The sequence below is a fragment of the Enterobacter hormaechei ATCC 49162 genome, from assembly GCF_001875655.1.
Classification (GTDB): Bacteria; Pseudomonadota; Gammaproteobacteria; order Enterobacterales; family Enterobacteriaceae; genus Enterobacter; species Enterobacter hormaechei.
In genome coordinates, this window is the sequence record NZ_MKEQ01000001.1 from 2,371,867 (window position 1) to 2,386,939 (window position 15,073).

Genomic DNA, 15,073 nt, shown 5'->3' on the forward strand with positions numbered 1-15,073 from the left:
GGCTCCCCTTTTTTTGGTCATGCCGTTTGCGCCGTCAGCTTGAAGGAGGCCATGGCTTCCATCAGCTCGCGCGACTGCTCCTCCAGGGAACGTGTTGCCGCAGAGGATTGCTGCACCAGCGCCGCGTTTTGCTGCGCGGTTTCATCCATCTGATTGACGGCGATATTCACCTGCTCAATACCGCGGCTCTGCTCCTGAGACGCCGTCGCAATTTCACGCATCAGTTTGGTCATCCGCAGCACTTCGGTGGCGATCTCGTCCATCGTCTCACCGGCCTGCTGCGCCAGCTCGCTGCCCTCGTTGACGTGAGTTTGTGAATCGCTGATAAGGGAACGGATCTCTTTCGCCGCGTCGGCACTGCGGCTGGCGAGATTACGCACCTCACCCGCCACGACCGCAAAACCTCGGCCCTGCTCACCCGCCCGCGCCGCTTCAACGGAGGCGTTCAGCGCCAGAATATTGGTCTGGAACGCAATGCCGTCGATGACGCTCAGGATATCGGCGATGCGCGCCGAACTGCCGGAAATGTCGCGCATCTTCTCGATGACGTAGCAGACCATTTCGCTGCCGTGATCGGCGGTATCAGAGACCGACTTCGCCAGCTGGTGCGCCTGCTCGGCGTTATCGGCGTTAAGTTTCACCGTGGCGGTGATCTCTTCCATGCTGGCGGCCGTCTGCTCCAGCGACGTGGCGGTGGATTCCGTGCGCTGGGCCAGGTTCATATTCCCGGCCGTCAGTTCGCGGCTGCCTGTATCAATCTGCGAGCTGGCGTCACGCACCCGCAGAACCGAGTCCATCAGCGCCTGGCGCATCCCTTCGATGGCCGCGTTCAGGCGATTAAATTCCTGGCTCGCTGGCGCGTTCAGGGTGTGGGTTAAATCGCCGGCCGCCACGTGCTCCAACTGGGCAATCGAGGCTGAAAGCGGCTTGAGCAGCATATGGCGCAGCACCAGCCAGGCCAGCACGATAATGCCAGCCGTCAGCAGCGCCGCGACGATAATCAGGATCAGCACGCGGATTTTACTCGCCTGTACGGCGCTCACCTCCGCTTTGCCGCGCGCCTCGCTCCATGCCTGGAACGCCTGCATCGCGTTATCAAACTGCTTCGCCACCGGGACCAGCTTGTTTTCCAGCAAATCGTAATAGCTGTCCGCGCTTTGCTCGTTCAGGGCTTTCAGCATCGGGCTGATACCCTGCTGGTTGTACACCGCCAGGCTCGCGGCGACGTTATCTAGCAGCTTTTGTCCCTGCTCATCCGCCACGCCACTGCCGATCACGCCCTTCAGCGTTTTCTGTGCCAGCGCCATTTCCTGATTAATGGTTTTGACCGCCCTGGCCGCATCGTCCAGAAGGCCGACCTCCATCATGCGGACGGCCTGACCCGCTTCGTTACGCGCGCGCAGGATCAGCGTATAGCCGGAATTCAGCTGCACCATCTGTTCACCCTGAAGGTGATTGATGCGCTGGAGAGAAGCGGAACTTTGTGTAAGGGCATAAATGCCGATGCCGCTAACAATCAGCAGCAGAAGGGTCATAACGGCCAGTAAAGAGAGCAAGCCGGTACGAATCGATAGCGTTTTCAGCATGATGTTATTTCCGGTAGCGAGATATTTCTGGGCATAAAAAAAGAGTATCGGCCGCTACCGGAAAATGTTTAGAGTTTAAGCAATTTCAGCATGTTATCGCTCTGTTACAGATGTATTCACACGGGTAACAGGCGAGCTTTGACGGTTCTCCCAGAGCACCGTCAGGCCGCGCTGGAGGGCGATAAAAATAAACAGCAGAATGCCGATGGCGATTTTGGTCCACCAGGAGCTGAGCGTGCCGTCGAAGTTGATATAGGTCTGAATCAGCCCCTGGATCGCCACGCCAAACAGCGTGCCGAGCACCGTCCCCACCCCGCCGCTGAGCAACGTACCGCCAATCACCACCGAGGCAATGGCGTCCAGCTCAACGCCCACTCCCGCCAGGGCATAGCCTGCCTGGGTGTAAACCGAGAACACAATCCCCGCGAGCGTGGCCAGCCCGGTCGAAAGCATATAGATGCGGATGGTCGTGCTGCGCGTGGAAATTCCCATCAGGTTCGCGGACGTGGCGCTGCCGCCAATGGCATAAACCTGATTACCAAACCGGGTACGGTGGGCGAGGAAGATCCCGATTACCACCACGCCCAGCATCAGCAGCCCCATTGCGCTCAGGCGTCCCCCGCCGGGGATTTTCCACGCCAGGCTGGAGAGCGTGTCGTAGATCGGATGGTTAATCGGAATCGACTCCTCCGACACCAGATAGCTCACGCCGCGCAGGAAAAACATTCCCGCAAGGGTGATGATAAACGCCGGTATTTTCAGCGCGTCGATCAAAAGCCCCATAAAGGCGCCGAACGCACAGCCCATGATCAGCACCAGCGGGAACGCCAGCAGCGGCGAAATACCCCAGTAGCCAATCGCTTTGGCAAGGAACACGCCGGTAAAGGCGATCACCGACCCGACGGAGAGATCGATCCCGCCGGAGAGGATCACAAACGTCATGCCGACGGCGATAATGCCTAAAAACGCGTTGTCGGTCAGAATATTGCAAATCACTCGCGTGGAGGCGAAGCCCGGGAACTGGGTCAGACAGTAGAGGTAACCCAGCACGAACACGCCCAGCGTGATCATTAACGGCAAATTACGTTTTATCATGACCGCGGAACCCCTTAATGAGAGTGATAAAGCGCGGCGACTGCACGATAAGTACGATAAGCACCACGACCGCTTTGACGACCTGATTAAGCTCCGGCTGGAACCCGGAGAGCAAAATACCGGTATTCATACCCTGAATAATCAACGCCCCCACCACCGAGAGCAGCAGATTAAAACGTCCGCCCATCAGCGACCCACCGCCGATAACCACCGCGAGGATCGCATCCAGCTCCAGCCAGAGTCCGGCGTTGTTGGCATCCGCTCCGCGAATATCGGCGGCCACGATCACCCCGGCAATCGCAGCACAGACGCCGCTCAGCACGTAAGTCAGCATCACCATCAGCCGCGTATTCACCCCGGCGTTTTTCGCGGCCCGAATGTTAATCCCCACCGCTTCGATGAACATCCCGAGCGCCGTTTTGCGGGTGAAAAGCCAGAACACCACCAGCGTCACCAGCGCGACGATCACCGGCGTCGGGAAGAACAGAAAATTACCGCTGCCGATCCACGCCAGGCTCGGGGAGGTAAAGGTGACGATTTGACCGGAGGTGATAAGCTGCGCCACACCGCGCCCGGCCACCATCAAAATCAACGTCGCAACAAACGGCTGGATCTTGAGCACCGCGACCAGAATGCCATTCCACAGCCCGGCTAATACGCCGGATCCCAGCGCGGCAAGCAGGACCACCGGCAGGCTGTGTCCGGCCACGGTCATTGAGGCGGCGGTGGCCCCCGCAATCGCCATGACCGCACCGACGGAGAGGTCGATCCCGCCGGTGGCAATCACCAGCGTCATACCAATCGCCAGCAGCGCCACGGGCGCGGCACGGTTTAAGATGTCGATCGGGCTGCCAAACAGGCGGCCATCCTGAACGATGATCTGGAAGAAATGCGGAGCCACCAGGCTATCCACCAGCAGCACCAGCAGCAGCGCCACGATTTGCGGCGTGCCGGTCGGCCAGCTGAAGCGGCGCTTCGCTTCGCCAGTTTGCGAAAGAGAACGGGACATCACATTTGACTCCTTACGCCGCGATGGCATTCATGATCGCCGGAACCGACAGTTTATCCAGCGGGATCTCTGCCACCTGTTTGCGATCGCGCATGATGATGACGCGATCGGCATAGCCAACCAGCTCCTCCAGCTCAGACGAGATCACCAGCAGCGCCAGCCCGTCCGCACAGAGCGTTTCGATAAGCCGGATGATTTCGGCGTGCGCGCCCACGTCGATGCCGCGCGTCGGCTCGTCGAGGATCAGGAACTGCGGTTTGGTGAGCAGCCATCGAGAGAGCAACACCTTCTGCTGGTTACCGCCCGAGAGGAACTCAATGGGCTGTTCCGCGCTCGGGGTACGGATACCGAGCTGGCGGATGAAGCGCTCGGCAATCGCGTTCTGCTCTTTACGCGGGATCGGACGCAGCCAGCCGCGCTGGGCCTGTAGCGCCAGGATGATGTTTTCCCGCACCGAGGCGGCGGCAATAATACCGTCCGTTTTCCTGTCCTCCGGGCAGAAGCCCACGCCGAGACACGACGCCTGATGCGGCGAACGTAGCGTTTGTGGTTTGCCTTTGATCAGCGCCGTTCCGCTGTCGGCAGGTTTGATCCCGAAGATCACTTCGGCGGTTTCGGTGCGCCCCGAGCCTAACAGCCCCGCCAGACCCACAATTTCACCGGGGCGTACCTCCAGGTTAAACGGCGCGATGATCCCTTTTTTGCCGTAATCGTGAAACGCAGCGATCGGTTTTTCGCTCAGCAGCGTGCGGCCCGCGCGCTGGAGCGCGTTGGTCTCCAGCTCGCGGCCCAGCATCATTTTGACCAGCTCGATCTGCGGCAGCTCGCGGGTTTCCCGGCAGCCGACAAAGCTGCCATTGCGCAGCACCGTAATGCGATCGCTCACCTCGTAAACCTGATCGAGGAAATGCGTCACGAAAATCAGGCTGACGCCCTGATTACGCAGCTGGCGCATCAGGGTAAAAAGCATCTCCACTTCCTGGGTATCGAGGCTGGCGGTGGGTTCGTCGAGGATCAGCACCTTCGCAGAGAGATCGATAGCCCGGCAGATGGCAACAATCTGCTGCATCGCCACGGAAAAGCGGTTCAGCGGTTCGCGCACGTCAAGAGAGAAGCCATACGATTCCATCAACTTCGTGGCGCGAGCTTCCATCTCTTTGCGGCGCAACAGGCCAAAGCGTCGTGGCTCGCGGCCAATAAACAGGTTATCCGCTACCGACATGTTTGGCAGCAGGTTCACTTCCTGGTAGACCGTGCCGATCCCCAGTTGCTGGGCATGCGCGGTGTTCTTAGGCGAAATGGCGTGACCTTCCAGCCAGATAGCGCCGCGATCGGCGTGATAGACCCCGGTCAGGGTTTTAATCAGCGTCGACTTCCCCGCCCCGTTTTCGCCGAGCAACGCCATGATCTCCCCCCGCCGCAGGCTGAAATCAACGTTATCCAGCGCCTTAACGCCAGGGAAAAATTTACTCAGGCCCTCTGTGCGGAGGATTTCCTGGTGTTGTTCGGTAGTCATGGTTTCCCCTCACCCTGACCCTCTCCCCAGAGGGGAGAGGGGACTCTTCGTGCCAGTCTTTCATTTTCTGCCCAAACCGCCCTTTTCCCTCTCCCCTCCGGGGAGAGGGCTAGGGTGAGGGGTGTGAGGGCTTAGTAACCCATATTTTTCTTCTTCTCTAACTCTTCTTTCGCCGTGTCCGGCAGGTAGAGCGTGGATTTGGTAACGGTCACTTTCTCAGGCATCGTGCCGTCTTTCTTGAATTTCTCCAGCGCATCGAATGCCGGGCCAGCCATATTCGGCGTCAGCTCCACGCTGGCGTTCGCTTCACCGTCAATCATCGCTTTGTAGATGTCCGGTACGCCGTCGATCGAGCCGGTGAGGATATCTTTGCCCGGCTTCAGGCCCGCTTCTTTGATGGCCTGGATGGCGCCGATCACCATGTCGTCGTTGTGGGCGTAAACCATGCAAATGTTTTTGCCGTTATTTTCAGCCTTGATGAAGCTTTCCATGACCTCTTTACCCTTGCTGCGGGTGAAGTCGCCGGACTGAGAACGGATGATCTTAATGTTTGGTGCTTTGGCGATGGCCTCCGCGAAACCTTTTTTACGGTCGATAGCCACGCTCGCCCCGACGGTGCCCTGCAACTCAACCACGTTACACGGCTTGCCATCCACCTGCTTCACCAGCCAGTCACCAATCAGTTTGCCTTCCAGTACGTTATCGGCGGTGACGGTGGTCATATAGAGAGATTTGTCTTTTACATCGATGGAACGGTCGAGCAGGAAGACCGGAATTTCAGCATCTTTGGCTTCCTTCAGCACCGGCTCCCAGCCCGTGGCGACAACCGGGGCAATAAAGATGGCATCCACGCCCTGAGCGATAAACGAGCGCACCGCTTTAATCTGGTTCTCTTGCTTTTGCTGACCATCGGCGATTTTCAGCGTAATACCGCGCTTTTCGGCCTCACTTTTCGCCACATTCGTTTCAGCGGCGCGCCAGCCGGATTCAGATCCGACCTGCGAAAATCCAACGGTTAAAGGTGCGGCCATCGCCATAGACGACATGGCTGCCGAAACTGCTGTAACAAGAAGTAAGCGCTTCCACATATGAACGTCCTCGTAGGGTAGATTATTGTTGGTTAAAAGATGTTCCGCGGATGAACTATAGCCAATCGAATATGTTACGGATTGCGTTACATCACACTTCAGAAAAGTGAATAAAACGTTAATCACAAGTTTGTAATCGCTTTCATTTCAACATTTAAAATGCGGCTGAGTTTATGGATTATCCTGTCATGGAAACGGTCTGAAAAGTGAAGGCGCGAGGGAGAGAAGACGAAAACAGGCGGAGACTTTCAGCGCCAGTTGGCTATAATACCTGCCACTTGTTTACCATCCATTTTAAAGGACACCGACATGAGCTTACTCAACGTCCCTGCGGGTAAAGAACTGCCAGAAGACATCTACGTTGTGATCGAAATCCCGGCCAACGCAGATCCAATCAAATACGAAATCGACAAAGACACCGGTGCGCTGTTCGTTGACCGTTTCATGTCTACCGCCATGTTCTATCCGTGCAACTACGGCTACATCAACCACACTCTGTCTCTGGACGGTGACCCGGTTGACGTACTGGTCCCAACGCCATACCCATTGCAGCCAGGCTCCGTCATTCGCTGCCGTCCTGTTGGCGTGCTGAAAATGACTGACGAAGCGGGTGAAGATGCGAAACTGGTTGCCGTACCGCACACCAAGCTGAGCAAAGAGTACGATCACATTAAAGATGTGAACGACCTGCCAGAGCTGCTGAAAGCGCAGATCGCCCACTTCTTCGAGCACTACAAAGATCTCGAAAAAGGCAAATGGGTTAAAGTTGAAGGCTGGGATAACGCAGAAGCGGCGAAAGCAGAAATCATCGCCTCTTTCGAGCGTGCGGCTAAGAAGTAATTCTTACTGCTGAGACTAAGCCCCGCGCGTCGGGGCTTTTTTGTGCCTGTCGATGCCCCCGGCGGCGCTACGCTTGCACGGGCCTACAATCAGCAAGAGGCGCAAAACGACAACGCCACCTTACGGTGGCGTTGTCGTTTTTCAGAACTGGTCTCTGTCTAACCAGTTACCGCTTTCAATCAACGTTAACCCGTCAACCGAACGTTGGTACACGTACATCCATGCACTGCCGTAAGGCGTCTGGATCAACTGGCGAGCGTATTCACCGCCCCTGGTGCGCAAGGCATCAAGTTCGGCCAGCGTAGCATTATCAATACGATAAACCTCACCCTGTACCGTTCCGTTCCCCGGAACCGCGCCTGGATAGTGGCCCAGACTGTACAACTGGTAGTTTTCGATTGTGTAATTTCCCAGCAACTGGGCGTTGGTCATCCAGTGGCTGTTGCCTTGCCTGGTTCGTAAACTGCCGTAAACAAATATTCGCATTGCTAAAACTCAAACTGATAGAGCAGATCAAGTGCCTGGTCTACGCCGGACACTGCTTCCAGATATAGCTTAGGCATCAGGCGATAACGTAACGTGAGTGTAGCCAGTGAGTCAAAGATCCCCACGCCATATTTTACCTGTAGACCCGGCAGTACATAGCCGCTGACCACTACCTGCGAAGAGTCACCCACGCCCTGAGTGTCCAGCGCCAGATTGCTTACGCCAAACGTCTCGCCGATTTTACCCACAACCTGACCACTTTGTGCAACCCCCAGACCGACTAACATTGATGTCATTGCCGCGCCATCGCCCTGTTGACTATCCAGACCCTGGCCGCGCAGCAGGTAAGAGAGCGCTTCCTGTTGCGACATGGCCGGGTCAGAGAAGATCTCTGCCTTAGGTTCGTCGGCGGAGCCCGTCACGCGCACGCCTGCAATCACATCATCTTCGGTGGCTTCCGGGTTGCGGATCGCTTCGATATTGAGCACCGGCTGATCCGGTGGACCGGAGAACAGCAGTTCGCCTTTACGCACAATCAAATCCTGACCGTAGGCATGGAAGCGCCCTTCAGGAATATTGATTTGTCCATTCAGACCAAGCCCCTGTTGATCCTGCGCCACTTTCAGGTCACCCGTCAGTCTCGCCTTCAGCCCAAACGCGTCCAAACGCACGTTATTCCCCACGTGCACGATAAGATTACTATTGATCGGTATGCCAGCGCTCTTCTGTTCAACAGGTTTCAGATTTTCATTGAGCATAACTTCGTCACTGGAGACGCCCACCGCGCTTTCCGGCACCTCGTGAACCACGATGCGCGCCCACGGTACGTCAACACGGCCGTCCAGGGTGAAGAGACTCGGCGTTGCCTCAAAGACCACGTCTGGCGACACGTCCAGCCGCACCATCGGCGGTACCGTGATACGCACCCTGCTGCCCTTGGCCGCAATACGGGCGCGCCAGTTGTCGAGCTGGCTCCAGTCTGCGTCACCGCTCAGGTTGATTTGTCCCTGCTGCGTCAGCACTGAGCCACTCAGGGTTGAGCTTTGGCCGTTAAAGTTCATCGTCAGCTGGCTTGGCTGCATATCGAACGGCATAAAGTTACCGTCAATGTCCACGCCGTTTAACCGCATCTGGCCAAACAGCTGCGGGCTTTGCGCATCCCCCGCCAGACGCAGGTTGGCGCTGAGCATCCCCGCCGCCTTTTCTCCCCGCGAGAAGATCGGATTCACCATCGCCAGGTTGAAGTTGCGGATATTGACGTTACCGCCGAGATTGCGTCGGCCTTGCGGATCGGTAATTTGCACCTGTCCGTCAAACTGACCGTTGTTGGTCAGGCGGATCAGCCACCCGAGTTCTGCGCGATTGTTACGCAGGTCAGCGTTCAGATTCAGGGTATCGAACGCCACCGGCAGCGGCGCGTCATTGACCTCCTGCGTCACCTTCACGTTACGCCCTGAGAGGGTAACGCTGCCCTGCGGCAGACCCTCTTTGGTGGTGTCCCACGCAACGTCCGCTTTACCGCTAAAGACGCCGCTGGCCTGGGTGGTTTCCGGCATAAACGGTTTCAGCATCGCCAGGTCGAAACGGTTGAGGTTGATCTGCGCACGTCCTTCCGCACCCGCATCAATGGTCTGCGGCACGCACAGCTCAGCATTCGGGTTAGTCCAGCAGTGTGGCCCAATGCTGATCTTTTGCTCTGCGTTGCGGTAGTCCAGCGCGACAGACCGCGACAGCACCAGCGGCCCTACCGGCGTGCTAAAGCGAGTGTTATCCAGAACGCCTTTCCAGCGCGTCGCCTGGCGGTCAAAACTGCCCGTCAGGTGAAGCTGACCGGAGACCGGCTCGCCCTGTACCCGTAGCTGGAGATCGTGCTGCTTTTCGTTCCCTTTTGCCGCCAGCGTGACCAGACTGATGTTCACGTCCGGCTGAGAGATGCGCTCCACGCGCAGATCCAGGTTTCCGCCGATCTGATCGGTGGATTTCACGTCTCCCTCGACACGCACGCGGGCAATGGAAAGTTCCTGCCAGCGCAGATTATTGGCGGTGATGTCCGCCAGCAACTGCGGCGCCTCCACCGTACCGCGAACCTTCACTAACCCTTTCGCCGTACCGCCCAGACCCGGCAGGGCGTTATCGAGATTCGGCGCGTCGATGGTGGCATCCAGATTGAGGTCTTTCACGCCCAGCTCGCCTTTGATATCCGCCGTGTTGCGACCCAGCGCCACGTGCAGGCCCGGGATCACCCACTGGAGATAGCTGTTGCCCTTAAGCGAGCCTTCTACGTTGACTTTGTTCTGCTTCACGTTGCCGGTGAGCTTGAGTTCCGGCACGTCCATCTGCCAGGTGCCCCCGTACAGGCTGCCGCGGGTTTTGATCAGGCCATCCAGTTTTGACGGCCACTCCGGGACCTCTTTAGCGGTGTTGATCCCGGTCAGCTTCAGCTCGCCGCGCCAGCTGATCGCCTGCTGCCAGTCGAGCAGCGCGGTCAGCTCGGTTTTCCCTTCCAGCGCCGCCACGGTCAGCTTGTCGAGGTTAACCTGCAACTCGTTACCCTTCGCATCCAGGGTAATATCGGCGGGCGGTACATCCTGCCCCTTCACTGCCGTGCGGAACGACAGCGTGTAGTCGGTCATTTTGCCACTCAGCTTTAGCTTCAGATCGTCAGCCTGGAACTGCTTTTCGCCGGTGAACGGCCAGTAAAGCTGCTTGCTGACAACCTCAAGGTTGAGCGGTAGACCAGCCTCTGCCAGCTGGGTTTGCCCGCGCAGCACCATATCCACCGGGCCGGAAAGGTTCACGCCGAACTCAAGCTTCTCCCGTAGCGCGCCGCCGACTTTCACCTTGACCTTTTCGCCCTTCAGCGGATCGATGTTCAGGGCGCTGTTCAGCGTAATATCCACCGGCCAGTTGTCGCGCAGCAGCGCATTGCCGGAGGCATTCACCGACCCCTGATTGGTGTCGATATCCAGCGCGTCGAGCTTCATGTTGCCGTCGATACTGCTGACTTTAAGCAGCATGTTGAAGACCGTCAGATCGGTATCGCCGGTCAGACGCAGCTGTTCACCCTTAAACTCTTCGATATTGAGGTTCAGCGGCAGATGCACGTCGGTCATCTCCGGCAGGACTGGCTTAGAGAAGAGATCTTTCAGCGTTTCGCCCAGCGGTTTTTCTTCCGGCTGCGGGTTCTGGATCTTCGGCTCGACGATCTCCTCCTGCGCCACGTCGGCCACCTTCGGCAGCGCAATCAGCAGCCCTTGCAGGGAGGTAGGGGTCAGGGTGAGGTTTTTCTCCTGCCAGCGCAGGCCGGAGGTGAAATCCATCACGGATACCGTCGTGTCGTCGATTTTGATATTGACGTTATCCAGCGCGACCCGGTAGAGCGCAATCGGGTACGGCGTGGAGAGATTCAGCGGACCGCTATCCTCCTCTTCGACAGGCTCAGACTTCGGCATTTTTTTGGAATCTATCGCCACGTTAACGTCTTTTAACGACAGATCGTTTACGCACAGCTGGCTGTCCCGCAGGCAGCCGAGCTTGACCGCCAGATGAAACTCACCCGCGTTTACCGCCACGCCGGGCTGTTCATAACGGATATTTTTCAGGCGCAGATCGCGCCAGCCGCCCGTCACCTGGCCGATTTCCAGCCCCGGTACCCAGCGGTTCGCGGCGTTAAACAGCAGATGCAGGCCCGTGGTGGTGCCCACCAGAAACGCCACCGTACCGAGCAGCAGTACGATAAAAATCAGTACTCCGAGGCTTATCTTCTTCCATAAACTCATAATTCAGGCCCCAGACCGATGTAAAACTGTAAACCGTGTTCGTCTTTGTCGCCCACCGGAACGGCGAAATCGAGCTTGATTGGCCCGACCGGTGACTGCCAGCGCACGCCCACACCCGCGCCGGTTTTGAAATCGCTGCGGCGGATATCGTTCACCGCCTCACCGCCGTCAACGAACATGGCGCCCCACCATTTGCCGCTGACGTTGTACTGGTACTCCAGCGAGCCGGTCGCCAGTTTGGAGGCCCCGGTCAACTGGCCTTTGTCGTTTTCAGGTGAGATCGATTTGTACTTATACCCGCGAATGCTGCGGTCGCCCCCGGCGAAGAAGCGCAGATCCGGCGGGACGCGTTCGAAGTCACCGGTTTCGATCCAGCCGAGGTTGCCGCGAACCACAAAGCGGTGTTTGTCATAGAGGGTGCGGATCCAGACGTTTTGCGCCTGCACCACAGAGAAATCCACGTCTGAGCCCCAGGCGGAGTTGGAATAATCGATGGAGTAGCGCTGGGAATCGCCCCAGGTCGGCATCAGGCCACCGCGTGAGCGGGTACGGCTGATCATCACGCCCGGATAAAGCAGCATGGTGGTGTTGGTGACGTTTGCCTGGGTAAAGTGGTCAAGGCTCCAGCGCAGGTTAATGGCGCGCTGCCAGCCGCTGGAGAGATCCCAGTAACGTGACACGGCAAGCGTGGTGGAGTCTGACTCGGTATCGTTCAAATCGGTGCGCTTGAAGCCGCCCTGAACCAGGTAATACTGCTCAAGCGGATTTTTCAGCAGCGGCATTTTATAGCTGAAGTCGAGCTGCTGTTCCGGAGCCGAGATGCTGGCGCTGGTGGTCAGGCTGTGGCCGTAGGAGTTCATCCACGGCTTTTTCCACGAGGCTTTCACGCGCGGGCCAACGTCCGTCGAGTAGCCCACACCGGTCTCAATCGTATTCTCGGTGCGCGGAGAGACCACGCCATGCAGCGGCAATACTTTGGTTTTGCGCGATTTTTCAAATTCAGGGGCAACAATCACCGAGTTAAACCAGCCGGTGGCCGATAAACGACGGTTGAGTTCGCCCAGATCGCTGGACTGGTAGTAGTCGCCCTTTTTAAACGGCACCAGGTTTTGCAGATACTCGTCACGGATTTGCGATCCTTCGAAGGTTACATCGCCAAACCGGTAGCGCTCGCCGCTGTCGTAATCGATATCCCAGAATGCCTGACGTCGCTCAAGCGCAACGCCCAGCTGGCTTTTGTTGAACTGGCTGTCGAAGTAGCCTTTGCGCAGCGAAACGCTGGTTAATGATTTTTTAAAGCGATCGTAATCCCCGTGATTGAGCACGGTGCCCACTTTCGGGCGGGTGCTGAGCAGATCCAGGTAATCACGATCCGTGCGCGCACCGCCGCGCAGTACCACGTTCGTGCCGCCAATCAGGACGGGTTCGCCCGGCGAGACGCGGGCAATCAACACCTGACGTCCTTTCGCCGGGGGCGGGCGTAAATCGAAATCAATGGTGGGTTCGTAGTACCCCAACGCCTTTAAGCCTTCGCGGATGGCGTCATCCACGCGCGCGCGAAAACGCCGATCCGGCGTGACCTCATCGCTCTGGATGGTGGAAAGCTGCGCACGCACGTTTTTTTCCAGCGCCCCGGATAACCCCTCAACCTGCAAACGGACATTCGCCGCGCTGGCAATCCCGCTGGTCAGCATTAAACTGACTAAACATAACTGGCGGATCTTTGTCACGTTTTCTCCTGAATATCCCTGTTTCCACCCTGGAAGCAAATGCAGTGCCGCTCCGCGGCAAAATACGGCCTGAAAGCCAAAAACCCAAATTACGGGTTGAAAAAGGGTGCAACACCCAAATATTTCTTATGATTAAATCTAGACTCATTCATCGCATTTATTGTGTTCAATTAAACGCTTCGTGACAACCTTAACCGAAACAACGCTACCCGGGAGGCCCCACCGTGAGTTTATTCGATAAAAAGCATCTGGTATCACAAGCCGATGCATTACCGGGACGCAACACCCCTATGCCAGTGGCAACCTTACACGCCGTAAACAACCATTCCATGACAAACGTTCCTGATGGCATGGAGATCGCCCTGTTTGCCATGGGCTGCTTCTGGGGCGTAGAACGCCTGTTCTGGCAACTGCCGGGCGTGTACAGCACCGCTGCGGGCTACACCGGAGGATATACGCCTAACCCAACCTACCGCGAAGTCTGTTCCGGCGAGACCGGTCACGCCGAAGCGGTGCGTGTGGTGTATGACCCGAGCGTCATCAGCTATGAACAGCTGCTCCAGGTATTCTGGGAAAACCATGACCCGGCGCAGGGCATGCGTCAGGGTAACGATCACGGCACCCAATACCGCTCGGCCATCTATCCGCTCACCCCGGAGCAGGAGGCCGCGGCCCACGCCAGCCTGACGCGTTTCCAGGAAGCGATGCAGGCCGCCGGTGATAAACGTCAGGTCACGACGGAGATCGCGACCGCGAAACCGTTCTACTATGCTGAAGACGACCACCAGCAGTACCTGCATAAAAATCCGTACGGTTACTGCGGGATTGGCGGCATCGGCGTTTGCCTGCCTCCTCAGCAGGCCTGATTACTCCAGCAGCGCCACGCGAGCCGCGTGGCGCGTGGCATTACTCACCGAACCGTAATCAATGACCTTCCCCTGCAACAGCAGGTTAAAAACCGGCGCCTGTGGCCGGTTGAGCCGTGTTTGCAGCAAATGCACCGCTTCTATGCCCAACTCCCGGCACGGCACCGTGATCCCCGTGATGGGCTTTTCAAGCCGGTTTGCTAAATTCCACGCAAAATCAGTGGTGATGATGGAGATGTCCTCCGGCACGCGCAGCCCATGCCGCTGTAACGCCTTCAGCACACCCTCGGTCATGCTGGTGCTGTTGGGAAAAATGACCTCTGGCCATTGCGCTCTGTCGTGACGTAACAGCCACTCATCCAGTTCGCGCTCAGCCTCTTCAGCGGTAAACCACTCCGTGACCAGTAAATCCCGCTGTGGCTCAAACGCCACGTGAAAATGCCGGTACGCCTCTTTAATGCCGTCCAGCCGGGCATAGAGCGTGTCCCGGCGCAGGCAGGTAATGGTCAGCACCCGGCGATGGCCCTGTTCGAAGAGATACTGCATTGTGGTAAAGCCAATCGCGCGGTGATCGGGGGAAACCGAATCCAGCACCCGGTCCCGGTCCACGGAATTAATTAATACACAGGGTTTATTCAGGGTGCTGGCCAGCTTAAATATGGTTGAATCATCCGTACCAATGATAATTATTGCGTTTATATTTTTATGGCTGGCCTTTTCCATAAATAATTTTACATCCGCATTCTGTTCCTCCAGTCCGCAATAACTGATCCAGACATTATGGCGCGCGCTGGCTTCAGCGATGCCTTTGGTCACTTCCAGATAAAAAATATCCCCACGTCCCTGAAACGTTCTCTCAGGCGCAAATACAGCGATTCCGTTAATTAACAGCCGCCCGCTTGCCATCGATTCCAGCACGCCAAGCTCCCGTGCGGTGCGGACAATGGCCTCCCGGGCCTTGTCGCTGGTATAAGACTTGCCGCTCAACACCCTGGAAACCGTGCTCACGGAATAGCCCGTCAGGGACGCGATCTCCTCCATTTTTAACTTGCCCGGCATAGTGTGACCTCGCTCTCAA

Annotated in this window: 11 protein-coding genes; 2 read left to right on the top strand and 9 right to left on the bottom strand. The window is 57.3% G+C overall.

The genetic code is table 11. The annotated features are described in order from the left end of the window. Positions 1 to 17: 17 nt before the first annotated feature. The 5 genes from BH712_RS11885 to ytfQ all read right to left on the bottom strand — a co-directional run bounded on the left by BH712_RS11885 (position 18) and on the right by ytfQ (position 6,294). The gene (locus BH712_RS11885; protein WP_006810342.1) at positions 18 to 1,586 is read right to left on the bottom strand and encodes a methyl-accepting chemotaxis protein; all 1,569 of its coding nucleotides are present in this window, start codon (positions 1,584 to 1,586) and stop codon (positions 18 to 20) included. A gap of 93 nt (positions 1,587 to 1,679) precedes the next feature. Continuing rightward, entirely contained in the window at positions 1,680 to 2,681 is a 1,002-nt protein-coding gene (gene yjfF / locus BH712_RS11890) for a galactofuranose ABC transporter, permease protein YjfF (protein WP_032673685.1), read from the bottom strand. Next, positions 2,668 to 3,693 (bottom strand): galactofuranose ABC transporter, ATP-binding protein YtfT, encoded by a 1,026-nt coding sequence (ytfT, locus tag BH712_RS11895; protein ID WP_169313200.1) that lies wholly within the window; start codon positions 3,691 to 3,693, stop codon positions 2,668 to 2,670. Before ytfT ends, yjfF begins: the two co-directional genes overlap by 14 nt. Positions 3,694 to 3,703: 10 nt before the next feature. Continuing rightward, complete coding sequence (gene ytfR / locus BH712_RS11900; RefSeq protein ID WP_006810345.1) at positions 3,704 to 5,206, bottom strand: galactofuranose ABC transporter, ATP-binding protein YtfR; 1,503 nt, start codon at positions 5,204 to 5,206, stop codon at positions 3,704 to 3,706. Positions 5,207 to 5,337: 131 nt separating this feature from the next. After that, on the bottom strand, positions 5,338 to 6,294 hold the full coding sequence (gene ytfQ / locus BH712_RS11905) for a galactofuranose ABC transporter substrate-binding protein YtfQ (RefSeq protein WP_039272999.1): 957 nt from the start codon (positions 6,292 to 6,294) through the stop codon (positions 5,338 to 5,340). 309 nt (positions 6,295 to 6,603) lie between these two features. Between ytfQ and ppa the strand changes: the two genes are divergently transcribed. After that, entirely contained in the window at positions 6,604 to 7,134 is a 531-nt protein-coding gene (gene ppa / locus BH712_RS11910) for an inorganic diphosphatase (RefSeq protein WP_006810347.1), read from the top strand. Between the two features lie 141 nt (positions 7,135 to 7,275). Here the strand turns inward: ppa and BH712_RS11915 are convergent, their stop codons facing one another. From BH712_RS11915 to tamA, 3 genes are read right to left on the bottom strand one after another with little or no spacing between them, the layout of a single operon-like run. Then, positions 7,276 to 7,620 (bottom strand): gamma-glutamylcyclotransferase family protein, encoded by a 345-nt coding sequence (locus tag BH712_RS11915; protein ID WP_017383925.1) that lies wholly within the window; start codon positions 7,618 to 7,620, stop codon positions 7,276 to 7,278. A gap of 2 nt (positions 7,621 to 7,622) precedes the next feature. Next, a complete protein-coding gene (tamB, locus tag BH712_RS11920; RefSeq protein WP_006810349.1) occupies positions 7,623 to 11,399 on the bottom strand; it encodes an autotransporter assembly complex protein TamB in 3,777 nt (1,258 codons plus the stop codon). Then, a complete protein-coding gene (tamA, locus tag BH712_RS11925; protein ID WP_006810350.1) occupies positions 11,396 to 13,129 on the bottom strand; it encodes an autotransporter assembly complex protein TamA in 1,734 nt (577 codons plus the stop codon). The genes tamB and tamA overlap by 4 nt, the downstream gene beginning before the upstream one ends. 224 nt (positions 13,130 to 13,353) lie before the next feature. Between tamA and msrA the strand changes: the two genes are divergently transcribed. Then, complete coding sequence (gene msrA / locus BH712_RS11930; RefSeq protein ID WP_006810351.1) at positions 13,354 to 13,995, top strand: peptide-methionine (S)-S-oxide reductase MsrA; 642 nt, start codon at positions 13,354 to 13,356, stop codon at positions 13,993 to 13,995. Here the strand turns inward: msrA and BH712_RS11935 are convergent, their stop codons facing one another. Then, on the bottom strand, positions 13,996 to 15,054 hold the full coding sequence (locus BH712_RS11935) for a LacI family DNA-binding transcriptional regulator (protein WP_001117848.1): 1,059 nt from the start codon (positions 15,052 to 15,054) through the stop codon (positions 13,996 to 13,998). Between the last annotated feature and the right edge of the window lie 19 nt (positions 15,055 to 15,073).